The following is a 25,908-nucleotide window of genomic DNA, read 5'->3' as shown; positions in this document are numbered from 1 at the left end:
GCAGTTTTATCGATATTAGATATAGGGATATTTTACATTAGTGAGATACAATCCGCAGGAGGGTACTGAGGCGCCTGCATTCGAACGGTTTTTACTCTCGATGATTTGGTGAATGGCATCCGGAGCTAGTTTGCCTTTCCCGATTTCGACCATGGTACCTACAATGGCTCTGACCATATTTCGCAGAAAGCGATCAGCAGAGATATGGAAAATGAGCCCCTGGGCGGTCTCGACCCATTCGGCCCGCGATATTTTACAGTTATTGGTGAATACCTGGGTGTTCGATTTGCTGAAACAGCTGAAATCTGTATAATTCAGAAGTTCGGAAGCGGCCTGGTTCATAGCTGATACAATCAATTTATCCCGGAGCAGCCAGGATAATTCATGTAAAAACGGGCTCTTTTCGAAATGGATATGGTATTCGTAAGAGCGAAGGCTTGCATCGAAGCGGGCGTGTGCGGTTGCACTGGTTTCGGTAAGACTTTTAGCGGAAATATCGAAAGGAAGCAGAGAATTGATGCTCTGTAAAGTGGAATCCTTCAGTACGCTGCCAAAATCGGTCAAATCGAAATGTGCGAAAAACTGAGTAGCATGCACACCTGTATCCGTTCGTCCGCAACCCAGGGTTTCGACTTTTTGTCTGAAAAATATTGATAGTGCTTTGTCCAGCAGTTCCTGAACTGTTATTGCATTGGGCTGAACCTGCCATCCATGGTAATTAGTTCCTTTGTAGGATATCTCAATAAAAAACCTTTTTGTATCTGCCACTGCTCAAAGTTAAGGATAGTAGAGAGATTGTTTATCCAGCCCAAACACTTTTCTATATTTGTGCATTAATTAGCAATTATGATTCAACGTATTCAAACTATCTGGTTTTTTCTGGCAACGGTTACTTTTTATGCCTTATTCTTATTTGCGTATGTTCACGTTCCCCAAAACGGATCTGCAAGGGCTTTGAAAGTTTCCGGAGTGTATGAAAGCTTAAACGGTCAGGTTGTAATTACGGAACAATTTCTGGGCCTTTCGATCGCAACAGCTTTAATAGGCGCGCTACCTTTTTTCGCTATATTTTTATTTAAAGATAGAAAGAAGCAAATCGCGATAGCTTATGTGGCAATAATCGCAATCTTAGGACACTTTTTCTGGCTTTATAAAACTACCAAGGGGGTAATCGGCGATTTTCAGCTTCAGCCTGCAAATTATGGTATTGGGATATTTCTACCTTCAATTACTATTTTGTTTCTGATTTTTGCCATTAAAGGAATAAGGAAGGATGAAAAGTTGATAAGGTCGACGGACAGGTTGAGGGGATAGCTTTTAATCCAAGATGTTTATCATCCTTCCCACAGGGAAGATGTGTTGCATTACAAACCTGACAGACGCGGATACCGGCCGGTGGCTAAGGCCCGCGCAGTATGAGCAAATGGCAGGGCTATAGTCGCAACAGAGCCGCCAACTACACATTTTCAAATCCGCCTTTTTACATTTAGAAAACTTCCCTTAAAAAAATTAGCGTACCTTTGCGCCTTCGGCAATTAAGCCGGAGAATTTATAATTATCATGAACCCATTTAGTACCTTGGGTATCCGTCATGATATTGTTAATGCCATAGCTGAATTAGGATTCGAAAATCCTACACCAATCCAGGAACAAGCAATCCCGGTATTACTTTCAGGCAGCAACGATTTTGTCGGATTAGCTCAAACAGGAACCGGTAAGACGGCAGCATTTGGCCTGCCTCTATTAGAATTACTGGACTTTGAAAAGAACCACCCTCAGGCACTTATTCTGTGCCCAACCCGCGAACTTTGTTTACAGATCACTAACGACATAAACAATTACGCGAAAAATGTCAAAAATGTTAATGTAGTAGCCGTTTACGGTGGTGCAAACATCTCCGATCAGTTACGTCAGATTAGACGTGGTGTGCAGATTGTTGTGGCTACACCGGGACGTATGTTGGATATTATTAATCGTAAAGCGATTGATTTTTCTGAAGTACGTTACGTTGTTTTAGACGAAGCTGATGAAATGCTCAATATGGGCTTTCAGGAAGATATCGACCAGATTTTATCGACCACACCTGAAGATAAGAAGACCTGGTTGTTTTCTGCTACCATGCCTTCGGAAGTTAGAAGGATTGCCAAAAAATACATGGACAATCCTTTCGAGCTTACCATGGGTACCAAAAATACCGGTAACGTAAACATCGACCACGAGTATTATGTGGTACGTGCCCGTGATAAATATGCTGCATTTAAGCGTATTGTGGATTTTAATCCAGAGATTTTTGGTATTGTATTTTGCCGTACCAAGATTGAAACTCAGGATATTGCCGAGTCTTTAATTAAAGATGGTTACAATGCAGATGCATTGCATGGCGATTTATCTCAGCAGCAGCGCGATAAAGTAATGAAACGCTACCGTGAACGTAGCCTGCAATTACTGATTGCGACTGATGTTGCAGCTAGAGGTATTGATGTTAACGATGTAACTCACGTAATTAATTATTCGTTACCTGATGAAATAGAAAACTACACTCACCGAAGCGGCCGTACTGCACGTGCCGGTAAATCGGGCGTTTCTATCTCTATTATCAACTCGAAAGAAGTAGGTAAGATCAGACAGATCGAGCGTATCATCGGTAAGAAATTTACTAAAGTTGAGATACCAGGCGGATTTGATGTGTGTGAAAAGCAGCTTTTCGCTTTAGTGCATAAAGTGCATAACGTAGAAGTTAATACTGAGCAAATTGAGCAGTACATTCCACGTATCATGGATGAATTTAAGGATTTAAGTAAAGAAGAAGTTATTACACGTTTCGCTTCGCTTGAATTTAATCGTTTCCTTGATTATTACCAGAATGCACCTGATCTGAATGCTCCTGCAGACGATCGTGATCGTGGCGAGCGCGGCGAGAGAGGTGAGCGTGGTGAAAGAGGTGAGCGTTCCAGTCGCTTTGGCAGCAGTCGCGGCGATTATACCCGCTTCTTTATCAATCTCGGCTCGGTAGATGATTTTACACGTGGCGATATGCTGGGTTTTATCCGTAATAATGGAAAAATCGGTGGCAAGTCTATCGGTAAGATCGACTTAAAAGGTGTGTTTACATTCTTTGAAGTTGAAAACAATCAGGCAGATGTAATTCAGCAAAACTTTAAAGGCGTAGAATTTAACGGACGTGCCGTAAGGATTGAAGTTGCAGGCGACCGTGAAGGCGGAAGTCGCGAGCGTAGCGGAGGATATTCAGGCGGTGGTCGTCGCGAAGGTGGCGGCAGCCGAGAACGTAGTGGAGGCGGAGGCTTCCGTGATTTCTCTGGCAAACGACGCGAAGAACGCAGTGGCGGATATAGCGGCGGCGGAGAGCGAAGAAGACGTTCTTAGCAGAAAGCTTTAACATAAAAGCCCCGCAATTTGCGGGGCTTTTCGTATTTAATTGGGTTAGTTGGCGTCTAAGTAAACTCTTTGACCCATTTCATTTTCATAAAACTGCCGGTCGTACATGTCCAGGTAAACCGCCTCGCCATTTGGGCCTTTTACGTTATTTAAAAAGCGGTCTTTAAGTTCGGAGCCGTATTGCGTAAGTTTATCTCCCCAGTTTCTGGCAGAATCTTTCAGGTTTCCACCCATTCTTGAAACTTCGTTTCTTTTGTAATATAGTATTGCACCCGCCGCAGCTGCTCCGGCAACAATGCTCCATAAAGTTGTGTTCTTCATATTGATAGTCTTTGTAAGAAGAACAACAAAAGGGCCCGCAGGTTTACAAAAAATCAGGATAATTGCTCTGCCAGCAATCTCATTTCGATATGCGGAGAATGTTTTTCGTATAAAACAGCGTATACGGCCCGGCAAATAGGCATACTAACTTTATAGATCTTATTTATCTGGTGAAGGGAATTAGCGGCATAATAACCTTCGGCTATCATGTTCATTTCCAGTTGTGCTGATTTGACGTTATACCCTTTTCCAATCATATTTCCGAACATCCGGTTACGGCTGAATTGAGAGTAGGCGGTAACCAAAAGGTCGCCCAGGTAAGCAGATTCTTTAATATCCCGGTCAATTGGATGAACTTCATCCACAAAGCTTTTTATTTCCTTAATTGCATTCGAAATGAGCACAGCCTGAAAATTGTCGCCATATCCAACCCCATGGCAAATGCCGCTGGCAACCGCATATATATTTTTCAGTACCGCAGCATATTCAGTCCCGTAGATATCATCAGATACATTGGTTTTAATATATCTGGTGTTCAGCATATTTGCAAATCTTGTGGCCAGTTCAATATCCAGGGAAGCGATGGTTAGGAAGGAAAGTTTCTCGAGGGCTACTTCTTCCGCATGACATGGCCCACTGATAACCACGATATCCTGTAAGGGTATGCCATAGTTATGGTGCATAAATTCGGCAATGATCATGTTGTCATCAGGAACGAAGCCCTTAATTGCCGAAATAATCTTTTTCCCTTTTAATGTTTCGGCGCTAACCTGTCCAAGTGCTTCTTTTAGAAATGCTGCCGGGACGTTCAGAAGTACCATGTCAGACTGTCCAATTACATTTAGGATGTCACTGCTGATGTTTTGTTCCGGCACCCTGATCTCTACAGAACTGAGATAGTTAGGATTATGCTTGTATTTTTTCAGATGCTCGATGCTTGATTCACTGCGCATCCACCAAAAAATCTCCTTCTCTGTCGGGTTATCCAACAACATTTTAACATTTGCCGTAGCCCAGCTTCCACCACCTATAACTGCTATTTTTGTAGCCTCGTCCATGTAAATATCCTGATTTGAAAATCTTAAAGCGGAACAAGTTTACTGAATTATAACAAAACATCCATTTTAAACTTATACTTAAGAATAATTATAAAATAGCTAGCATTGTAATTCATTGAAGATATGATGTATCTGGTTAAGACCCCTGTGTTTTTGCGGTGGATATACCCACAACTGGTTTGGAAAAAGCATGTAAAGAATACCATTTTCCTCACTTTTGATGATGGCCCTATTCCTGAAGTAACCCCATTTGTTCTGGATAAGTTAAAGGAGTATGATGCGAAGGCTACTTTTTTCTGCATTGGCGATAATGTCAGGAAGCATCCGGAGATATATCAAAGAATCCTTAATGAAGGTCATTCTGTAGGTAATCATACCTTTAACCATCTGAAGGGCTGGGAAACAGAGGATGAGGAATATCTTGATAACTATGAGCAATGCCGCCGGTACGTAGACTCGGATTTATTTCGCCCGCCCTACGGGAGGATAAAGAAGTCGCAGGTCGCAAAGTTGAAAAAAGTAAATCCTGAAATAGAAATTATCATGTGGGACGTGCTAAGCGGTGACTTTGACACAAAGCTGAAGCCGGAGAAATGCTTAAGGAAAACAATCAATAATACCTGTCCTGGCTCCATTGTAGTTTTTCATGATAGTTTAAAAGCTTTTCCTATTCTGGAAGATGTCTTGCCCAAAGCTCTGGAGTTCTGGAAAAGGAAGGGTTACGCATTTAAAGCGTTATAAAAAGAAATAATCTCTAATCTACAATTGGTTCAGCAAAGCTGGAGGAATGATCGGATGCAGGAAGAATTTGATAAGACTTTCGACTGTATTATTTGCACAAAAAGCCCATGTGTTGTTACATCTGTCGATGATTTTTTGTATTTTTGCAGAAAAATCACCATTACGTAGCTGATTTTTGAAATTCAAATTAAAAATCACTTACTCCCGGGTGTTTAAATTAGAAAAGGTTCGGAAAGTTTACGGTTATTCTGCAAATCACATTCATGTGGCAGGAAATTAGACAACCACTAGCTTTAAATAAAAGAGTATTTTCTCTCGTAGAAAGAACAAGCAGAATAAACCTCTCTGATTGATGCTTCTTAAGCAGCTTTGCTGAAAGATGCTCGGGGAAGATAAAGGTTTGTGAAGAAGACAAAGTAAATTACATACCAGACTGGCTTTAGTCTGGATTACCATCGAAAAGAATTGTTATGAACACTTATAAGGAATATCTCCAGGAGATCGAAGAACGCAAGGCACAGGGACTGCATCCAAAGCCGATTGACGGTGCCGAATTACTAAGCGAAATCATTACGCAAATCAGAGATTTAAGCAACCCATACCGGGAAGATTCTCTTAAATTTTTTATTTACAATACCTTACCTGGAACTACCAGCGCGGCTGGTGTAAAAGCTGAGTTTTTAAAAGAGATCATTTTGGGTGATGCTTTAGTAGAGGAAATCACACCTGCCTTTGCATTTGATCTGTTATCTCACATGAAGGGTGGTCCTTCAATAAAAGTGTTACTCGATTTAGCTTTAGGTGAAAATATCTCTATTGCCAAAGAAGCTGCAAGCATACTTAAGACACAAGTTTACCTTTATGACGCGGACACAGACCGTTTAAAAGAGGCATTTAAAAACGGTAACCAAATCGCGAAAGAAATAATAGAAAGTTACGCGCAGGCGGAATTTTTTACTAAGCTGCGTGAGATCCCTGAGGAAATCAAGGTAGTAACGTTTATTGCCGGTGAAGGTGATATTTCAACCGATTTACTTTCTCCGGGTAATCAGGCGCACTCCCGCTCAGATCGAGAACTTCATGGTAAATGTATGATCTCTCTTCAGGCACAAGCCGAAATCAGGGCATTGCAACAATTGCATCCTGATAAGCAAGTGATGCTGATTGCAGAAAAGGGTACGATGGGTGTGGGCTCATCCAGAATGTCGGGGGTAAACAACGTGGCTCTATGGGCCGGTAAACCTGCAAGTCCATACATTCCATTCGTGAATATTGCTCCGATTGTTGGAGGTACAAACGGTATTTCTCCGATCTTCCTTACCACTGTTGACGTTACAGGTGGTATAGGTATCGATCTTAAAAACTGGGTAAAGAAGCAGGACGCCAACGGTAATGTTATACGCGATGAAAATGGCGAACCCGTTTTGGAGCAAGTGTATTCTGTCGCTACTGGTACTGTTCTTACCATCAACACAAAGAAAAAGAAACTTTATAACGGCGAGCAGGAACTGATTGACCTGTCTAAGTCGTTTACTCCACAAAAAATGGAGTTTATAAAAGCCGGCGGATCATATGCTGTAGTATTCGGCAAAAAGCTCCAGACATTCGCTGCAAAACTTTTAGAGATCGAAACTCCTCTTGTATTTGCTCCATCAAAGGAAATTTCTCACGAAGGACAAGGTCTTACCGCTGTAGAGAAGATCTTCAACAAAAACGCTGTTGGTATTACTTCAGGAAAGGTATTACATGCTGGTTCTGATGTGCGTGTGCAGGTTAACATCGTAGGTTCACAAGATACTACTGGTTTGATGACCGCACAGGAGCTGGAATCAATGGCTGCTACAACCATTTCGCCCATTGTTGACGGGGCATACCAGTCGGGTTGTCACACTGCATCAGTATGGGATAAAAAAGCTCAGGCAAACATTCCTAAACTGATGAAGTTCATGAACGAGTTCGGTTTGATCACAGCGCGTGATCCGAAAGGGGCTTATCATTCAATGACCGATGTAATTCACAAAGTTCTTAATGATATTGTTGTGGACGAATGGGCTATCATTATTGGTGGTGACTCACATACAAGAATGTCTAAAGGTGTTGCTTTTGGTGCCGATTCAGGAACAGTTGCCCTTGCGCTTGCTACCGGAGAAGCGTCGATGCCTCTTCCCGAATCCGTGAAAGTGACATTTGAAGGTGAGATGAAAGATTACATGGACTTCCGCGACGTGGTTCATGCTACCCAGGCTCAGATGCTTCAAAAATTCGGTGGTGAAAACGTATTTCAAGGTCGAGTGATCGAGGTTCATATCGGAACCCTTACAGCCGACCAGGCCTTTACGTTTACAGACTGGACTGCAGAGATGAAAGCAAAAGCTTCGATCTGTATTTCGGAGGATGATACTCTTATCGAATCACTGGAGATTGCAAAGGGCAGGATCCAGATTATGATTGATAAAGGTATGGACAATGAAAAGCAAGTTCTTCAGGGATTGATCAACAAGGCTGATAAAAGAATTGCTGAGATCAAATCAGGAGAGAAGCCAGCTCTGATTCCGGATGCAAACGCTAAATATTATGCTGAAGTTGTTGTTAATCTTGATCTTATCGGAGAGCCAATGATTGCCGACCCGGATGTAAACAACGCTGATGTTTCTAAACGATATACTCACGATACTATCAGACCGCTGTCATTCTATGGCGGAGATAAAAAAGTAGACCTTGGGTTTATCGGTTCCTGCATGGTTCACAAGGGAGATATGAAGATCCTTGCTCAGATGCTTAAAAACATCGAACAGCAAAAAGGTAAGGTTGAATTCCAGGCTCCGCTTGTAGTAGCTCCTCCTACTTATAATATTGTAGATGAGCTTAAAGCCGAAGGCGACTGGGATGTTTTACAGAAATACGCAGGTTTCGAATTCGACGATAATGCTCCTAAGGCTGCGGCACGTACACAATACGAGAAAATGTTGTATCTGGAGCGCCCGGGATGTAATCTTTGTATGGGTAACCAGGAGAAGGCCGCTAAAGGCGATACCGTTATGGCGACATCAACCCGTCTTTTCCAGGGAAGGGTTGTGGAAGATGCTGAAGGTAAAAAGGGAGAGTCGCTGCTTTCGTCTACGCCTGTTGTAGTGCTGTCTACCATTCTGGGTAGAACACCTACGATAGAGGAGTATAAGGCAGCTGTAGAAGGCATCAATCTTACGAAGTTTGCACCTCCGCATAAAATGCTGATGAATTAATTTCAGTTGTTTCGGCCGAGACACTGAATGATCGTCTCTAGAGATTTGAAAGCCATCCTGTTTTTGCAGGATGGCTTTTTGCTAGATACCCCGTCCCACCTCTTTAGTTATTGCGTAATAATGTCATTTTTTTAACTGTTTCTATTTTCTACTTGCAACTTTTTAGTATGTTCAACTGTTAGTTTAATTTATATTCAAAGATTATGGCTTTTGATTTGGAAATGATTAAAGCTGTTTATTCTCGTTTCGGCGATAGAGTAGAGGCAGCTAAAAAAGCAGTAGGTAAACCACTTACTTTAACTGAAAAGATCCTTTATTCTCACCTTTGGGAAGGAAATGCTACACAAGCGTATCAGAGAGGTGCTTCCTACGTTGATTTTGCTCCCGATCGGGTGGCGATGCAGGACGCAACTGCGCAAATGGCATTATTGCAGTTTATGCAGGCCGGCCGGCCGCAAGTGGCGGTTCCTTCGACGGTGCATTGCGATCACCTGATTCAGGCTAAAGTTGGCGCTACTGAAGATTTACAGATCGCTAATGATACCAATAAAGAGGTATACGACTTCCTTGCATCGGTATCTAATAAATATGGTATTGGTTTCTGGAAACCTGGTGCAGGTATCATTCACCAGGTGGTATTAGAAAACTATGCATTCCCTGGCGGGATGATGATTGGTACCGACTCTCACACACCGAACGCGGGTGGGTTGGGTATGATCGCCATTGGTGTTGGTGGTGCCGATGCCTGCGATGTGATGGCTGGCTTTGCCTGGGAGCTTAAATTTCCTAAGTTAATCGGCGTTAAATTAACGGGTAGATTGTCAGGCTGGACGGCCGCAAAAGATATCATTCTTAAAGTGGCCGGTATTCTTACCGTAAAAGGTGGTACCGGTGCAATTGTTGAATACTTCGGGGAAGGCGCCCGTTCGCTTTCTGCGACGGGTAAAGCTACCATCTGTAACATGGGTGCAGAGATTGGCGCCACTACCTCTATCTTCGGATACGATGAAAAAGCTGAAGTATATTTAAGAGGTACTGAAAGAGGCGATATCGCTGATCTTGCAAACCAGGTAAAACAATATTTAACCGGTGATGACGAGGTTTACGCTAATCCTGAGCAGTATTTTGATCAGGTGATTGAAATTAATTTATCGGAGCTTGAACCACATATTAACGGTCCGTTTACGCCAGATCTGGCATGGCCGATATCTAAATTTGCAGAGGCGGTTAGGTCTCACGACTGGCCGGCTAAGTTAGAAGTAGGATTAATCGGTTCATGTACTAACTCATCTTACGAAGATATTACCCGTGCAGCTTCTCTTGCACAACAGGCAGTAGATAAAAATTTAAAAACGAAATCAGAATACACCGTAACTCCGGGTTCTGAGCTAGTTCGTTACACTGTTGAACGCGACGGGTATTTAGATACGTTTGAAAAAATTGGGGGTGTAGTATTGGCTAACGCTTGCGGTCCGTGTATCGGGCAATGGGCTCGCCATACAGATGATCCTACCCGTAAAAACTCGATCATCACGTCCTTTAACAGGAATTTCGCGAAACGTAATGATGGTAATCCCAATACCCATTCATTCGTAGCATCTCCAGAAATTGTAACGGCCATGGCTATTGCAGGTGATCTCACTTTCAACCCGCTAACCGATACTCTTACCAATGAGAACGGCGAACAGGTGAGATTAGACGAACCTCAGGGATTAGAAATGCCGATTAAAGGTTATGCCGTTGAAGATGCAGGTTACCAGGCTCCGGCTGAGGATGGAAGTAATGTTAGTGTAATTGTGAATCCTCAATCAAGCCGTCTGCAATTATTAGAACCATTCCCGGTCTGGGAAGGAACAGACCTTCATGGATTGCGTTTGTTGATCAAAGCAAGAGGTAAATGTACAACCGACCATATTTCTATGGCTGGTCCGTGGTTAAAGTTTCGTGGCCACCTGGATAATATTTCGAATAACATGCTGATTGGCGCTGTTAACTACTTTAACGACAAAACGGATTTAGTTAAGAACCAGTTAACAGGTGTATACGGACCGGTGCCGGCAACGCAGCGAGCTTACAAAGCTGCCGGAATTGGAACGGTGGTTGTCGGCGACGAGAACTACGGTGAAGGTTCGTCACGCGAGCATGCGGCAATGGAGCCCCGTCATTTAGGCGTGAGAGTGATCCTGGTAAAATCATTTGCCCGTATCCACGAAACGAATCTAAAAAAACAAGGTATGCTGGGGATCACCTTTGCGAACCCTGCAGATTATGACAAGATTCTGGAAGATGATGTGATTGATGTAGAAGGATTAACGAGCTTCGCTCCGGGTAAGCAGCTCAAAGTAGTGTTACATCACGCCGATGGCGGCAAAGATTCTTTCCATGTTAATCATACTTATAATGAGCAGCAGATCGAATGGTTTAAGGCTGGTGCCGCGTTGAACATTATCAGATTGAAGCAGCAGGCTTAAGTTGGCTGTTTACGAATATCAAACCTCAATCAGTAATGGTTGGGGTTTTGTTTTGTTAGGAGCTTAAAAAAGACTTGAGAACCGCCGTGTCAATGTTACTTTTTGTAACTTGCATCATGAATCCAATTGAACGACATACTTCCCATATATCCGAGTTGTGTGAAACTCACAAGGTTAAGAGCCTGTACGTCTTTGGATCAGTTCTAACAGATAGATTCAATGCCGAGAGTGATATCGACTTAATTGTCGATTTTGAACCGCTTGATGTACTCGATTATGCCGACAATTATTTTGATCTGAAATTTGCGTTGGAAGATATGTTAAAGCGACCCATTGACCTGTTAGAAGACAAAGCAATAAAAAATCCATATTTTAGAAATACTGTGAATCAGCAAAGACAATTGATTTATGGACGTTGATGTTAAAGCCTGGCTTTACGACATGCTAAATGCAATAAGTGAAATAGAAAGTTTCTTTATTGATATTCCAAAAGATTTTAATCATTACAAAAGCGACTTGCGGACTAAGCGAGCTGTGGAGAGAAATATTGAAATCATCGGTGAAGCAATGAACCGCATCTTAAAAAAAGATAATTCTTTCACAATTTCCAATTCCCGAAAACTGGTAGATGTGAGAAATAGAATTATCCATGGGTATGACTCTGTTTCTGATGAAATTATTTGGGGAATTGTCATCCGACATTTACCATTATTACAAGAAGAAGTGGAGAAAATGTTAGGGGAGTAAGTAGGAGTGTTTATAGCAGAATTGGTTTAGCATAACGCAGACAGTATTCAACATCAATCCACCACCATCTTTCTTCGCTCCAGTACCGCCATTGCCAAACGGATTTTATGATACGGTACTTGTTCCTGCAAATGATCAAATACAGGTTTTAAAGCTTTTGTTTCTCCAATAACTTCAATAGCCCGCTGTACAATTCTTACCTCATCGTCGGAGACTAAGGATGTGATACTACCTATTTTTTTATTGATGTACAGGTGAGCGATATGCGAATAAATAGTGGTTTCATGAAGGCCCCTTTTTTCTGACACCTGTGCCGGACTCATCCCCGCTTTCAATAGTTCAAGAGTATCCTGATAGGTATCGGCCTTGGGTTTTTTGGAATTGCTTCCGTCCAGGAAACTGCTAATGGTATCCAGAAAGGCCTGACCATATTTATACATCTTATGTTCGCCCACTCCCGAGATAAGGAGCATCTCTTCCTGTGTCAAGGGCTTTTCCTTTACCATTTCCTGCAACACCGCATCACTAAAAATGATATAGGCCGGTACGTCTTCCTGTGCTGCAAAACGCAGGCGAATCTGCTTTAAGCGACTAAATAGCTCTTCGTCGGGTTTAACCGAACGCGCTGTTCGTTTTTGCGGTATTTGCTTCTCAACTTTCACCAAAGGTTGAAGCACTGTTAGCTCCACGGTTTTTCTGCCGAAAAGAACGTCCTGGCCAGATGGGGTAATCTTCAAAGCAAAACCTTCATCGTATGCCATTTCAATAATTCCCAGATTCAGCATTTGCATCAGGTACCGCTGCCAGTCGATTGCTCCAATTTCTGCACCGGCTCCATGGGTTTTTAAAGTGTCGTAACCGGCTTGCAGTATTTCCGCTTTACGCGATCCTCGTAGCACATCAATAACCATGTTTGCTCCCTCTTTTTCACCCATCCGATAAATAGCCGACAATGCTTTTTGCACCAGAACCGTTCCGTCAAAATGCTTACGCGGATTTTTACACACATCACAATTACCGCAGTTATCATCCAGACTTTCGGAAAAGTAGTTTAGCAGAATTTTACGGCGACAAAAATCAGCCTCGGCATAGTGCTGAATGCGTTTTAGCTTTTCTAAGTTAATTTCCGACTGGGCGCTTTGAGCAGCAAACTTATTCAGCATGGTGAGGTCGGCGTAGTTATAATACAGAATAGTTTCGGAGGGAAGTCCGTCGCGACCGGCCCGCCCGATTTCCTGATAGTATCCCTCCATGTTTTTGGGAAGATTATAGTGAATCACCCATCTGACGTTCGACTTGTCGATTCCCATCCCGAATGCAATAGTTGCGCAAACCACCTGAAGTTTATCATTTATGAAGTCTTCCTGAACTTTTGCCCTGGCATCGCCATTCATTCCGGCGTGATAATAACCTGCATTGATGCCATAGTTTTTTAAGGCTTCGGCTACATCCTGGCAGTTGTTACGGCTCAGGCAATATATGATACCGCTTTGGTCTTCGCGTTTATCAATGAAAGCGGCTATTTCCTGAAGTTTTTCTTTCGTTTTTACCCCCGTACGTACATCAAGACTTAAATTCTTTCTGTCGAACGAAGAGATGAATACACCCGGGGAGTTTAATTTGAGCTGTTTAAGTATGTCTTTGCGGGTTACTTTATCTGCCGTAGCAGTTAATGCAATGAAAGGTACATGGCTGAATTTCTTTCTGAGCATGCCTAACTGGGTGTATTCTGGCCGGAAATCATGACCCCAGGAAGAAATACAGTGGGCTTCGTCGATGGCAAACATCGAAGGCCGCGCCATTTGAGTAATCATCTGCAGGTCTGAAACCAGCTTTTCCGGCGACACGTACAGAAGGCCTATCTCATTCTTATAGCAGGCCTCCAAAATCGCCTGCTGTTCTTCCGGTGATTGCGAGCTATTTAAAAACGCCGCTGCTATGCCGTTTGCTTTTAAGGCATCCACCTGGTCTTTCATTAAAGATATCAGCGGAGAAATTACGATACAAACACCATCCAGCATCAGAGCGGGAATCTGGTAGCATACAGACTTTCCTCCGCCGGTAGGCATCAACACCAATACATCCCGGCCAGATACTACCTGCCGGATGATTTCCTCCTGTTTATCCCGAAAGGAATCGTACCCAAAGTATTTTTTTAAAATTTGGCTGGCAGATGATGGCATTGTAGTAAGGTTTGCTCAAAAATACTAAAATATTGAGTGGCTATATTCTTTCAATGTTAATCAAACCTGCAACTAACGCAGACAGCGTTTCTGAACGCTGTCTGCGTTAAATTAAAGCTTAAACACCATCAGTCATATCCCGGATAAACAATTGAGATACGCTCGAGCATGATCTTGTTTCCTTCTGAAGTGCTACCGGTTGTTTGGATGCCGAAGCCACCAAAGGAATTCTCGCTAATAGTTGCCGACAGGTTAACTTCATGTTTCAGGCCAGCATCTTTTTGGCTTTGCTGTTGCGGGCTGGTGGTGGATACTTTTGCGCTGAGAACCTTTCCGTTCAGGTTTAACACCACTTTACATCCGGGCAGGAAGGCTGATGACTGTTCGGATTTGGTGATCGGGGTTCCGGCACCATTAATGAATTTATAGAGTGTGAACTGAACGCCTTCACCATGAAGGGGTGTGCGTTCTATTCTCAAACCATATCCCGTAAGGGTGTGTGGATCAAATTTGGTGTAAATATCCAGGTATTGTCCGGTTGCACTTCCAAAACCTTGTCCGGCAGCTTTCTGCGGACTTAATTCGACGGTTATCGACATATCTCCATACCTCGCTTGTTGGGCATATAACAACCGTGCTCCGCGCTGCACTGTCAAGATTCCATAGCGGCCGGTGGCGCCTGCTGTGCCGGTGCCATAGGTCCAGGCATCGCCCTGGCCGGGCTCCCATTCAAATTCTGCACTCAGATCTGCCGGGCGATGGGTGTCGAGCGTCCAGAAGCCATCTTTTATTACGGAGTTTCGCCGGGTAGGCAGACTTTTGAAATTGGTGTGGATGTTATGTGTGGAGACATCGCTCGATTTAATCTTGCGGCTGCTGAGCCAAACCGGCTGCCCGGCCAGGCTGGTTGTATGTTTAGGCTTTATTCGGGCTAATACATAGTAACCGATATCTCCGCTGCTAAGGTTGAAGGTTTTTAAGGGGCTACCCGGGCGTGAAATTCCTACTTTAACAGAATCGCTGCCGTTGGCCAGGTATGCCCGGTACCAGTCGATCTGTGAGTCGTCGACTTTAGCTTTAAGATCAAGTGAATACACCAGAGTTATACTTCCCTGCTTAGGTTGACCCAGCATGGGCGGTTGAGAAAACGCTGGTGGCGGCAAAGGGGTTCCGGCTATTTCAAAATGGATGAGAGCTTCGATGCCCGAGCTTGTTTCGGCTTTAAGGGATGCTTTTAGGGTTTGATCGGTATTATTATGTCCGGTAATCCGGATACTGCCATCTTCCGTCTTTTCGAGCGATAAAACCTTCGGGTTGCTTACCGACCAGGTTACCGGAGTGTTGTGTCTGACTCTTTCGGGATATATAAGGTAAGAAACGGAAGCCTTCTCTTCGGGGTTCAGCTTTATTTTATCAGCTTTAAGCTGTAAACGATATGGTAAATCGCTGTAGGCAGCAAGCCTTGTTTTCTGTTTGGCAGGATCCCAATCGTCATCTCCGCGCAGCAGATTATACACATTATATTCATTAGCCACTTTAAACGCCTGAAGAGATTTGCTGTTGAGTTTCACCGATAGTTCTGGTTTGCCCGTGCTGATGGTGGTGTTTTGTTTGTTTAAGGTGTTGTTGTGTACAACGTGGCGGGCATTGTCAGAAGGATGGTCAGTCCATTCGAGCTTTGTTGCATTACCGTTAAACTGACAGTCGATCACCGCGAAGATGTTGTTGTTTTTCGCAAAAAAGAGTGTTGAGTTGGCACCGGGATCACGCAACACGGTTTCAAAATTGCAACCCAAATATGCCTGCAGAATACTTGAGCCACCCCATGAAGGATGGTTAGAATAGAATTTAAAGTTTACCCGGTCGAAGACGCTGATATCGCCGGAGCCGATGGCATCGTCTGTACATTGAAAAAAGCATTTGGTATAATAAGCCCGGTGAGGTTCACGGCCTGCTGCAAAGGTGTTGAGAAAGCTAATGAAGCGGCAATTGTCAAAAATCCATTTGTCCATGTCGCCACGATAGGCTGTGGTGAGCACCTGAGCCTGGGTAATGGTTTTTTGACGTTTAGGATGATTCTTTGAGGGGTCTAAGGGGTAAACGAGGTCGACGTTGCAGTAATTGCCGAACGTGATGTTATAGGCTTTAAACCCGTCGCCTACGCCCAGGGTATTCCAGTTGCCAATGGCTCCGGCCATTTGTCCGCGATTGCCGGCAATGATGGTATGCTCGGCGTTCTCGGATAAGCCGATCATGGTGATGTTTGCCTGCGGAATGGCGAGGCCGATTAACTTATTCTCTTTGTTTTCGGCCTTTGGATCGTCGGTCCAGTATACATCAGGTTCTAAATACAGAACTGTTGGATGGAGTTCGGTGCCGCTTTTGGCAAATTTAACCGCGTCTTGTAAGGTTTTGAAGGAGTACTTCCCCATGTTTTGCTGATGGAGTTTCGCATTGATATAAATGGCTTTTTCGGAGAGCTTAATGGTTTTTCCCCTGAATTTTATTTCGGTGATGGGTTTAGAGTTTGATAGGGTAGTGGCCGCTGCGTTATTCGCAATTGATTTATTTACACCGGCTGCAAAAAGCAGAATGCAGAGAAAGAGATTTAATTTCATTTAGATTGGTTTTGTAGGCTGTGGAGCTTTCTCAAATCTAAGAAAATGTAGTAGAAGATGGGAGGGCCTGACAATTTAAGGATGGGTTTGGGTTGAAAGGCCACGCCACAAGTTCAGGTACTTGTGAAGAAATTGCGGCTGCTTGTGAAGAAATTGCGGCTGCTTGTGAAGAAATTGCGGCTGCTTGTGAAGAGATTGCGGGTGCTTGTGAAGAGATTGCGGATGCTTGTGAAGAGATTGCGGGTGCTTGTGAAGAGATTGCGGATGCTTGTGAAGAGATTGCGGATGCTTGTGAAGGAATTGCGGATGCTTGTGAAGGAATTGCGGGTGCTTGTGAAGGGATTGCGGCTGCTTGTGGAGGAATTGCGGCTGCTTGTGGAGGAATTGCGGCTGTTTGTGAAGGAATTGCGGCTGTTTTGTGAAGGAATTGCGGCTCTTTAAAGCAGGGCTCCTGAAGCGGGAACCCTGTTTTGTCTTAGCTTTTTTAAGTTGTCTTCAACTATAAGTTCTTGGGTCGTCTGAACTCCAGACTTAAAATTGGATTGTAATTTGTTGAGCCGGGAGTAAAAGCGGCTTTTACATATGTTTTTACTCCCAGGCCTAAGTCGATTAAACCAGTGCCGGGTGCGTAAAGTGCATTGTCGCGATTGAGCCGGGCAGTTTCAACCCTTACCTGTGCCTCCGTTACGGCTTGAGCTTTCTGCGCCAGATCGTTGTGAAGGGCAAGCAGCCCTGCAACACTGAGCCCGGCTTCGGCAGGCTGATATGCACTGTGTGCCGACAGAATTTCGATAAAGGATGCGAAGTGGGCCAGTTGCATGTCGGCCGATCGCTGTGAGGTTGAGATCTTTCTTACAGGTTCGGCTCCTTCTGCTAAGGCAGGGCTTGCCGAATTTCCTCCGCGCATTTTTTTAACCAGACTTTCGGCGCTGTCTACCTCGGGCTTATAATCTACCGAGGCTCTGAACATATTTAACGCCCGGGTAACGAGTTTCGACAGCGGTGCAAAAGCTGCCTGCTTGGCATCTACCGCCTGTTGATACAGTGGCAACTCGGCTGCAAGAGATTTAAGTGCAGCATTAGCTGCCTGGTGCTGAAGCTCAAGATTGGGGAGGGTTAATCCGGCTTTACTGGGACTGTAGCCGGGACCGAGGCTTCTGACCCGGGTGAGCAGGTCTTCGAAATTTGCGACATTTTTGGCGTGACCGCCTTCTGATTTTGCCATGTTGTTAAGAATTAGGGTTATATAATTATTGATTAAAAAATTCCATAGTAGAGGCTTTGCAAGGCAAAACCATACATACAGCACAAATCTTTTCCAATAAAAATTTTAAGGACAGGTCCTTTTCTAAAACTCGTTAAGAGGCTTTCGGGGCTGATTCACTGATCGGTAGAAGATGAAAACTTCTTAGGTTGATGTTAAATGTTATGATAAATTAAGATGAATTTTTCGAAAGATGCAAGAGAGCGGCGAAAATATTTTTCGTTAAAGGTGGGGTGTGGGTGGTTTGGGGGAAATAGTGCACGGGCGAAAAATTTGCTAACCTTGCTGCATCCTGGTTGTAAAGGAGGAGGGCGGCGTTGGGCGAACCAGGGCCCAGACGACGACGCGGGTTGTGGGTGAGACACCGGCAGGGGGAGTGGTTTTGATGATTTATAATATTTATATTCGAAGGTAATAACGCTATAAAAAGTTCCGTTAGCCACCCAAATTTGGGTGTATTATGGTAAGTTTGTTGCGTATATATACTAGTTAGGTGCAACACTAAGAAAACCGACCACTTTCATAGGACAACGACTAAATGACCGACTATAAGCTTTTTACGACACCTAGCGAAGAATACAGTTGGACACTTCCATCAAATTGGGAGCAATACGAAGAAGAAGGTTCGTATGCTTTTTTCAACACGACATCTTGGACAGGGAATCTTCGGATAACTCCTATGGTTTTGCAAGAAAAACCAGGAAGTCAGAAAAACAATGCCTCCCGTTACATAGAAGATGAAATTAGAGAAAATGAACAAGCGATTAAGATGGACCTCGGGGAATATGAATGTGCGTTCTATAAAAGCGGCACTAGAGACGACGATTGCATCATTTACTACTGGATTACAGGCAAAGAGAACACTCTATTTACCTGCACTTTTACAATTGATAAAGAGCAGGAATTATCTAAGGAGAATGAAGTGGAGTTGAATGTGATACGACAAGTAGTTGCAAGCATTCGGATAAAATAAGTGCGGCACCTAACACAGGGTTTAAATTATGCCCGGGCGACGTGAGCCCGTCCTTTTCTGCTTTTTAACTACTTTAGTACTGGGCGACAGTGAAGTGCTATTATCGGGCACAACTCAAACCCTTAACCGTTAGGCGTAAATTTAAAAGATGACCGACACCTTTAAAATCATTCTCTTTTCAATCTCTTTCCTTTTTACATGGTCTGAAGCAATGGCTCAAGACTTGCAAGAAAAAATGTTCGAATTTAAGTCGGTAGAGGATACCAGTTACGTAAAAGCAGAGCTGTTTCTTTTAGAACAGAACCAGTTCTGTATAATCAGGTACACGAAAAAAGCGAATAAAGTAACCGGAGGAACTTATAAACTAGCTAATGACTCTCTTTATTTAACTTTTGTACCTAAACTTGTGACTTTGGGCGTGCATGGAAGATTCCGTTTTTATCTTCGAGAAAGAAGGCTTGACTTACCCATCGTTGGCTTCCAAGTCGCAATGAGTAATCCAGAACAATTAAAAGGAAAGTTATACCAAGAAACGTTACCATTTGCAATCCGGACTATTGACCGCTCCGAGGAGCAAGACCGAATAACTAGTCTACTTGACTCCCCCGAATGGAAAGTTTTAGAAGGACGAAAAATTAAGGATGTAAAGAAGGAATCTAAAGACGAGAATCAACGGGCAAAATAAAATCTACGCCTAACACCATGTTTAAATTATGCCCGGCTGACCTGGTTCTCGAAGTTCTCTGCTTTCTACTTACATTAGTGCAGTTCGAAACGGAAGTGCTCTTAATCGGGCACAATATAAACACTTAACGTTAGCAGCCATACAATGAGCCGACTCCCAATACTGATAATCATATATCTCTGCACCGCATGTAGAGGAGAGCCAGAGAAAAAAGTCGTTTCCAGTGACTCACTTCATGAGGAACCTGTACTAGTGGATTCAGTACAAAATGTAAGTTCTGTTTCTAATAGGACTTCAATTGAAAAGGACAATTTACTAAAAGACTTATTGGATTTTCCGGGCCTTGGAACAGACATAAATAAAATTCCTCTTCTTGATTTTGAAATTGTAAAAACACCAGAAATTAACACACATGACCCACGGGTCATCGACACTATATATCTGTACAAAAACAAAGCTGCTGAATTTAGAATTTACAAAGCGACCGACAAATATATATTGTACAACTTCCATGTTTCAGGAACCTCTTTCCGTTTTAAGAATGGAGTACAAATAGGAATATCGCAGCCGAAACTTTTAGAAACCTTGAATTTAAAAGCTCCATTAAGTGATACAATTACAGTCGAAGATTCAGAGGGATTTTCATCTTTTAATTTTGTTTTTAAGGACAACAGGCTTAGCAAGGTTGAATATGACGGATATTTGGACTAAAATATACGGCTGCTAACACAGGCTCTGTTGCAATTGCGGCTGACGTGGTATATGTTGTTTCACTGCTTTCTATTACATTAGTGCTGGCTTGCGGCTGACCTGCTATTAATTCCGCAACTGCAACAAGCCTTAACCGTTACCTGCAATCTTAAACCCAAATTGTGTAAATCAAAGATGTCCGAAATTTTCAAAAAACATATAACTAAATTCGCAAAAGTTTCTGACGACGAATTTGAAGAAATTAAAAAATTCTTTGACACGAAAGAGGTCGCAAAAAAAGAAAACCTATTAGAGGAGGGACAAATTTGCAGGTATCATTTTTTTGTTTTGAGTGGCCTGCTGCGAAAGTTTTACATCAACGAAAAAGGCACTGAACAAACCACTGAATTTGCCATTGAAACTTGGTGGCTTACGGATAACTTTGCCTACGAAAACCAAGTTCCTACGGAATTTTATATTCAGGCTGTAGAAAAATCTATTGTGTTTTATATCACTCAAGATAAACAGGAAAAATTATTAAAAGAATTTCCTGTGATGGAACGCTATTTCCGTTTTGTTTACCAACGGGCTTATGCAGCAGCTCAAAAACGTATCAAATTTCTTTTTTCATTTTCAAAAGAAGAATTTTATTTCCAAGCTGTAAGAAATCATCCCGAATTTGTAAAACGTGTCCCGCAATACTTAATCGCTTCATATCTCGGATTTACGCCCGAGTATTTAAGCGAAATACGAAAAAGGCTTCTTTCTTAAACCAGTTTAAGTCTTTTAATTTCCTTATCCTCCAATTTTGCATTAAACAATTAAACAATAAATAAAATGCAAAAACGATTTAACTTTAAGGAAGTTGCACCAAATGCACTAAAAGCGATGGTTGGTTTAGAAATGTATCTTTCAAAGGCTTCCATATCTAAAACATCCAAAGAACTTATAAAGATCCGAGCTTCACAAATTAATGGTTGTGCCTATTGTATCAACATTCACACTCAAGACGCAATTAAAAATGGTGAAACAAACCAACGAATCTTTTTACTGAATGCTTGGAGAGAGGCTGAAGATATTTTTACGGAAGAAGAAAAAGTAGTGTTAGCGATAACGGAAGAGATAACATTAATTTATCAAAATGGGTTGTCAGATGATACCTACTCAACCGCATTACAGTTTTTTAGCGAAACTCAAATTGCAGATATTATAACTGCCATAATTACCATCAACCTCTGGAACAGGGTCGTATTAAGCACCCACTTACCGATAGGACAAAGTCTTGCATAGGACTAGTATGTAATTTGGATTTGCTTAACATTAGTATGTGAAAATATTTGATAAGTAATTGTATGGTACACCGAAAAAGTGAATGATGTTAGGCGTGAACAATAAAAGAATGCAGGTAACAAGGTATTGCCAAAAGCGGGGCTGACGTAATTCTATTGAATTCTTTTGTAATATTTGAACTGTAGTATATCTATTGAAGTTCGGTGCTAAAACTCCCCGCCTTCGGCAATACCTAAAACGTTACCTGCCGTATTAAATGACGACAAACTTCCGCCCACCAATAAACTCACGACCGACTGAAGCGCTTATAGGAATTAAGTATAGTTCTACTGACTATTGGCAGCAAGAAGCAATTGACCAAGCGACCATAGAACTTGAGCTTCGAGGAGTGACTAAAGAGGAAGAAGAGAAACTGTTAGACAAATGGCAAAGGCTGGTTGAGCTGGAAGAGAAAAGAGAGCAAAAACGCCTCGAGAGAAATGAACAGGAAGGTTATAAAAAGGTCGAAATGATTGAAATATTCTTTACCGCACCTCTGATTTTTCTTGGCAAATGGCATGCTGGACTTTCTTTGTTTGAGCTACGCGAAAACAATTTCAAGAGAAAATATGACCAACGACTTTATCTGTTAATTGCAGGGACAGCTAGTTGGATGTTATATATTGGCTTTTCAGTCTAATAAAGAAATACGGCAGGTAACACAGGGTTTAAATTATGCCCGGGCGACGCGAATCTCGTTCCTTTTCTACTTTTTAACTACCTTAGTGCTGGGTGACAGGTGAAGGCCTTTTAATCGGGCACAACATAAACCCTTACACGTTAGCAGCAAAATGTAAAAAACCTAGCAAACGGACACATACGCCTCTGTACAATGAAACTAAATCAAATATTTAACCCAACTACACTAATCGTATTTATAAGTTTAGCACTGCTGGGATTTTCTTTATTTCAGACCGCAATCACATATAACGACTATAATGGTATCGGTAAATCTCAAGGGTTGGACTTATTTCTAATGGGCTCAATAGCAATCCTTGGAGGAGGGTTATTAGAGTGGATTATTTGGCTAGCAAATCCGATTTCACTCTGGTCGATAATTCTCTTTTTCCAAAAGAAAGATAAAGCTAAATTGATTTCGAAGATTGCATTAGGAATTGCCTTGTCTTTCGTATTCTGGCAAAATATTTTGACTTCGGGAAACGGCAGGCAGGCAATTATCCTGCACAAAAACTCAGGCTATTGGCTTTGGTTATTAAGCATATTCATCTTGACTGTCGGAATCCACCGATATTTAACGCCAGCCCCAGAGTCAACCAGTAAGCTAATTGACAAACGACACGAAATCAAACCTAATGGTGAATCTATCTGATAAGAACATCAGCTGCTAACATAGGGTTTAAATTATGCCCGGGCGACGTGAATCTCGTTCCTTTTCTGCTTTTTAACTACTTTAGTGCTGGGTGACGGGTGACCGCCATTTAATCGGGCACAACTTAAACCCCTAACCGTTAGCAGCAAGCAAAAAAATATGAAACGTCTCATACTGACCCTTCTGACCGTCTTGCTTATCGAAGTCTCGAGTGCTCAAACTTTAACGAAAAGTTATGTTGACACTTGGATTTCAGCGACGTTTCCAGGGGCACAGATTGACGACGAAGTTGTTTATGTTTTAAATGGGCATGTTATTCCAATAGACTCATTGTTTTTTCATTTTTCAAAGTATCAGACTCAGGATTTAACTGGTATTAATTACATTGACAGAACCACAGTCGGCAACGTGATTCTTTGTAAGCCATTAACAGGCGTTGTTATTCTTCAAACAAAAGGAACTCAATCAAAAAAGTTAATTAAAGAATATTTGGGAGAAGCAAAAAAGAAATATCGACAGCCACCAATAATTACAACGGCTGACATAGACCCCAAAATTGGCGAGCCCGTTTTAATAGTTAATGGAGAACAAGTTTTTCATAAAGAGGCATACAACTTGATTCAAAACATCAAACTAAATAAAATTATAGGTATAAATATTATTGATCGACCTGTTGCCGAAAGCATATACGGTGAAAATGCGACTAATGGACTTATAATCATAACTACGGACTAAAATAGCCAGCTGCTAACCCAGGCTTGTTGCAATTGCGGTTGACGTGGTGTATGTTGTTTCGCTGCTTTCTATTACATTAGTGCAGGGCTGAAAGTGACATGCAATTAATACCGCAACAGCAACAAGCCGTAAACGTTGTAGGCAAGTTTAAAAAACCCGACAAGTCGCCACCAGACATTCGCCTACCGTTACCAGCTATGTTATGATGACCGAACCAAAGACTAAACAACAAATAAAATATGTGTGTTTTAAAAGTATATAGCGACACCGATTCATTTAAATCATTTGAAAAAATGACCAAAGTTCCTGTGTATAGTTGTTACGACAAAGGTGACATACAAGGAAAAAGCCGTATTACAACTGACTATAAAATTTCATTTGACGTTTCTGACAAAGACTGGGAAGATTTAGATGGACAAATTGAAGACACTATTCTCTTTTTGACGAAACACTATGACGACATAGAGCAACTTTTTAAAACCCACAACATTACGACAGCATATCTTGACTTCCCCATTTATTCCAGACTTGAAGGCGACATTGTAAATCAAAATGACCACTTACCAAAGGAGTTAATAGTAATTGCTGGTAAATTATCTTTGGGCATTGAAATGGCAATTTATTCTAAAGACGCATTTGAAAGAGATGATGATTGAAAACACAGTTGCTAACAGCACATTTGCAATAGGCGGGGTTTCGTGCTCCGCAGACACATTCGTGGTAGCCGAAAGTTTTGTGCTCCGCATAAAGTTCAGTGGTAAAAATCCCGCCCATCGCAAATCTGCCAAACGTTACCAGCCATTATGATGTCAGAAGCCGACGTATATAAACAAGTACTAGAAAAAATAGACTGGTTAGTTGCAATTGCCGAGCGAAAAAACTGGACTATAACTATCGCGCCCTTTATCGACCGGCCTGCAACCCTCTCAGAAATAGATGCTATTGAAAAGCAGATAGGTAAAGTATTACCTGATGACTTAAAAAAGCTGTTTCTGTTTTCCCGACATTTAGAATTTAGCTACCAATTTGATGAAACGCTGTCCGAAGAATTTAGACAAAACTTTTCAGGTGACATCTACTGGAATTTGAATTCCCTACCAGACCAACTTGCCAATTTTCAGGAATGGGTAAAAGCCTCGTTAGACCCGGAATACAATGACACGGAAGCTATTATAAATACCGAAAAACTCTGGCAAGATAAACTGCCAATTATTGATGTTGCAAATGGAGACGTTATTGTAGTTGGAAATAATCCTTCAGAGGTAGTATATTTTTCACACGAAGGAGACGAAATGCACGGGAAAATTCTGGGCAACGATTTATGGAGCTTTCTGGACTTTCATTCTAGAATAGGCTTTGCGGGTAGTGAAGACTGGCAACTCGAACCATTCTTCGATTTCGAACAAGACATAATGGTCATGCATGGGGACAAAGTAGACCGTTATGCACACTTGCTAGAAAAATAACGGCTGGTAACACGTCATTTGCAAAAATGGCGGGTGAGGTTGTTCTCGAAAATTTCCTACTTTTAACTAAGCTTTGTGCAGGGTGACAATGAAGTGCTTTATAATCCGCCATTTTCGCAAAGCCCTAACCGTTGTGGGTAAGTAAAGAACTTTGACTAGCTGATAACGGAAACTCACTAACCTACGACTAAAATGACTAGAAGATGCGTACCCAACGACCTTTAATACTTACCGTAACCTGTGTTCTTTTGTCAATATTCTTAATTTTAGCCATTGTTGCGAACGCCACTGCATTGACTAAAAATTTCATATGGTACGATGCCGTCTTTCTTTTCGGCTTGATAATAGGCATTCCTTCCATTGTTGGAATGTGGAAAATGCAAAAATGGGGTGTGATTCTTTATAGTTTCATCTCAGTTCTTTCGCAGTTAATGTTTATGACGGTTAATAAATGGGAGCCGACATTTTTAATTACGCCTTTTATTGTAATAGCTGTTAACATATTTGTTTTATCGGGGAGCAGACAGGCTAAAGAGCAGCCTGCAGGACTATAAATTACCTGCCCCTAACATCACCTTCGCAAAAATGACGGGTGACGTTTATCTCGGAAATTCTCTACATTTAACTAAGCTTTGTGGTGGACGATAGTGAAGTGCTTT

At 42.2% G+C, this 25,908-nt stretch carries 25 protein-coding genes; 19 read left to right on the top strand and 6 right to left on the bottom strand.

The window, feature by feature from the left end:
• Positions 1 to 15: 15 nt before the first annotated feature.
• Entirely contained in the window at positions 16 to 768 is a 753-nt protein-coding gene (gene truA / locus J3P43_RS14325) for a tRNA pseudouridine(38-40) synthase TruA (protein WP_255903574.1), read from the bottom strand.
• Positions 769 to 846: 78 nt separating this feature from the next.
• On the opposite strand from truA, the gene J3P43_RS14320 reads away from it, so the two are divergent.
• Both J3P43_RS14320 and J3P43_RS14315 read left to right on the top strand, forming a co-directional pair.
• Complete coding sequence (locus J3P43_RS14320) at positions 847 to 1,314, top strand: DUF4293 domain-containing protein (RefSeq protein ID WP_255903572.1); 468 nt, start codon at positions 847 to 849, stop codon at positions 1,312 to 1,314.
• 246 nt (positions 1,315 to 1,560) lie between these two features.
• Complete coding sequence (locus J3P43_RS14315; protein WP_255903570.1) at positions 1,561 to 3,384, top strand: DEAD/DEAH box helicase; 1,824 nt, start codon at positions 1,561 to 1,563, stop codon at positions 3,382 to 3,384.
• Positions 3,385 to 3,441: 57 nt separating this feature from the next.
• On the opposite strand, the gene J3P43_RS14310 is transcribed toward J3P43_RS14315, so the two are convergent.
• Positions 3,442 to 3,717 carry a hypothetical protein gene (locus tag J3P43_RS14310; RefSeq protein ID WP_255903568.1) on the bottom strand — a complete coding sequence of 92 codons (276 nt, stop codon included), beginning with the start codon at positions 3,715 to 3,717 and terminating at the stop codon, positions 3,442 to 3,444.
• Between the two features lie 53 nt (positions 3,718 to 3,770).
• Positions 3,771 to 4,775 carry an NAD(P)H-dependent glycerol-3-phosphate dehydrogenase gene (locus J3P43_RS14305; RefSeq protein ID WP_255903566.1) on the bottom strand — a complete coding sequence of 335 codons (1,005 nt, stop codon included), beginning with the start codon at positions 4,773 to 4,775 and terminating at the stop codon, positions 3,771 to 3,773.
• Between the two features lie 123 nt (positions 4,776 to 4,898).
• Between J3P43_RS14305 and J3P43_RS14300 the strand changes: the two genes are divergently transcribed.
• The 5 genes from J3P43_RS14300 to J3P43_RS14280 all read left to right on the top strand — a co-directional run bounded on the left by J3P43_RS14300 (position 4,899) and on the right by J3P43_RS14280 (position 11,976).
• Positions 4,899 to 5,516 (top strand): polysaccharide deacetylase family protein, encoded by a 618-nt coding sequence (locus tag J3P43_RS14300; RefSeq protein WP_369414801.1) that lies wholly within the window; start codon positions 4,899 to 4,901, stop codon positions 5,514 to 5,516.
• A 470-nt stretch (positions 5,517 to 5,986) separates the two neighbouring features.
• On the top strand, positions 5,987 to 8,758 hold the full coding sequence (locus J3P43_RS14295) for a bifunctional aconitate hydratase 2/2-methylisocitrate dehydratase (RefSeq protein WP_255903564.1): 2,772 nt from the start codon (positions 5,987 to 5,989) through the stop codon (positions 8,756 to 8,758).
• Between the two features lie 203 nt (positions 8,759 to 8,961).
• Entirely contained in the window at positions 8,962 to 11,229 is a 2,268-nt protein-coding gene (locus J3P43_RS14290) for an aconitate hydratase (protein WP_255903562.1), read from the top strand.
• 116 nt (positions 11,230 to 11,345) lie between these two features.
• Positions 11,346 to 11,648: a nucleotidyltransferase family protein gene (locus tag J3P43_RS14285; RefSeq protein WP_255903560.1), complete on the top strand. Its 303-nt coding sequence runs from the start codon at positions 11,346 to 11,348 to the stop codon at positions 11,646 to 11,648.
• Positions 11,638 to 11,976: a HepT-like ribonuclease domain-containing protein gene (locus J3P43_RS14280; protein WP_255903558.1), complete on the top strand. Its 339-nt coding sequence runs from the start codon at positions 11,638 to 11,640 to the stop codon at positions 11,974 to 11,976. Before J3P43_RS14285 ends, J3P43_RS14280 begins: the two co-directional genes overlap by 11 nt.
• Before the next feature lie 53 nt (positions 11,977 to 12,029).
• Here J3P43_RS14280 and recQ read toward each other — a convergent pair whose 3' ends face one another.
• Together recQ and J3P43_RS14270 are read right to left on the bottom strand one after the other, a co-directional pair.
• Positions 12,030 to 14,159, bottom strand: a complete 2,130-nt coding sequence (gene recQ / locus J3P43_RS14275; protein ID WP_255903556.1) for a DNA helicase RecQ — start codon at positions 14,157 to 14,159, stop codon at positions 12,030 to 12,032.
• Between the two features lie 128 nt (positions 14,160 to 14,287).
• Complete coding sequence (locus J3P43_RS14270) at positions 14,288 to 16,777, bottom strand: pectinesterase (RefSeq protein ID WP_255903554.1); 2,490 nt, start codon at positions 16,775 to 16,777, stop codon at positions 14,288 to 14,290.
• A gap of 92 nt (positions 16,778 to 16,869) precedes the next feature.
• On the opposite strand from J3P43_RS14270, the gene J3P43_RS14265 reads away from it, so the two are divergent.
• Positions 16,870 to 17,199, top strand: coding sequence for a hypothetical protein (locus tag J3P43_RS14265; protein ID WP_255903552.1), 330 nt, complete (start codon positions 16,870 to 16,872; stop codon positions 17,197 to 17,199).
• 77 nt (positions 17,200 to 17,276) lie between these two features.
• Here the strand turns inward: J3P43_RS14265 and J3P43_RS14260 are convergent, their stop codons facing one another.
• Entirely contained in the window at positions 17,277 to 18,002 is a 726-nt protein-coding gene (locus J3P43_RS14260) for a hypothetical protein (protein WP_255903550.1), read from the bottom strand.
• A gap of 577 nt (positions 18,003 to 18,579) precedes the next feature.
• Here J3P43_RS14260 and J3P43_RS14255 point away from each other — a divergent pair.
• The 11 genes from J3P43_RS14255 to J3P43_RS14205 all read left to right on the top strand — a co-directional run bounded on the left by J3P43_RS14255 (position 18,580) and on the right by J3P43_RS14205 (position 25,803).
• Positions 18,580 to 19,014, top strand: a complete 435-nt coding sequence (locus J3P43_RS14255) for a DUF3805 domain-containing protein (RefSeq protein WP_255903548.1) — start codon at positions 18,580 to 18,582, stop codon at positions 19,012 to 19,014.
• 148 nt (positions 19,015 to 19,162) lie between these two features.
• A complete protein-coding gene (locus J3P43_RS14250) occupies positions 19,163 to 19,699 on the top strand; it encodes a hypothetical protein (protein ID WP_255903546.1) in 537 nt (178 codons plus the stop codon).
• 144 nt (positions 19,700 to 19,843) lie between these two features.
• Positions 19,844 to 20,410, top strand: coding sequence for a hypothetical protein (locus J3P43_RS14245; protein WP_255903544.1), 567 nt, complete (start codon positions 19,844 to 19,846; stop codon positions 20,408 to 20,410).
• A 174-nt stretch (positions 20,411 to 20,584) separates the two neighbouring features.
• On the top strand, positions 20,585 to 21,160 hold the full coding sequence (locus J3P43_RS14240; protein ID WP_255903542.1) for a Crp/Fnr family transcriptional regulator: 576 nt from the start codon (positions 20,585 to 20,587) through the stop codon (positions 21,158 to 21,160).
• Between the two features lie 66 nt (positions 21,161 to 21,226).
• Positions 21,227 to 21,679: a carboxymuconolactone decarboxylase family protein gene (locus J3P43_RS14235; RefSeq protein ID WP_255903540.1), complete on the top strand. Its 453-nt coding sequence runs from the start codon at positions 21,227 to 21,229 to the stop codon at positions 21,677 to 21,679.
• Positions 21,680 to 21,935: 256 nt separating this feature from the next.
• Positions 21,936 to 22,358, top strand: a complete 423-nt coding sequence (locus tag J3P43_RS14230) for a hypothetical protein (protein WP_255903538.1) — start codon at positions 21,936 to 21,938, stop codon at positions 22,356 to 22,358.
• Positions 22,359 to 22,550: 192 nt separating this feature from the next.
• Positions 22,551 to 23,048: a hypothetical protein gene (locus J3P43_RS14225; protein WP_255903536.1), complete on the top strand. Its 498-nt coding sequence runs from the start codon at positions 22,551 to 22,553 to the stop codon at positions 23,046 to 23,048.
• Positions 23,049 to 23,207: 159 nt separating this feature from the next.
• Positions 23,208 to 23,783, top strand: coding sequence for a hypothetical protein (locus tag J3P43_RS14220; RefSeq protein WP_255903534.1), 576 nt, complete (start codon positions 23,208 to 23,210; stop codon positions 23,781 to 23,783).
• Positions 23,784 to 24,022: 239 nt separating this feature from the next.
• On the top strand, positions 24,023 to 24,439 hold the full coding sequence (locus J3P43_RS14215) for a DUF4279 domain-containing protein (protein ID WP_255903532.1): 417 nt from the start codon (positions 24,023 to 24,025) through the stop codon (positions 24,437 to 24,439).
• Between the two features lie 147 nt (positions 24,440 to 24,586).
• Entirely contained in the window at positions 24,587 to 25,249 is a 663-nt protein-coding gene (locus tag J3P43_RS14210) for an SMI1/KNR4 family protein (protein WP_255903530.1), read from the top strand.
• Between the two features lie 248 nt (positions 25,250 to 25,497).
• A complete protein-coding gene (locus J3P43_RS14205; protein ID WP_255903528.1) occupies positions 25,498 to 25,803 on the top strand; it encodes a hypothetical protein in 306 nt (101 codons plus the stop codon).
• Positions 25,804 to 25,908 lie beyond the last annotated feature (105 nt).

The organism is Paradesertivirga mongoliensis (assembly GCF_024436395.1).
GTDB classification, from domain to species: domain Bacteria; phylum Bacteroidota; class Bacteroidia; order Sphingobacteriales; family Sphingobacteriaceae; genus Paradesertivirga; species Paradesertivirga mongoliensis.
Note: the sequence above shows the minus strand (reverse complement) of the source record. Positions and strands in the feature narration are given on the sequence as shown.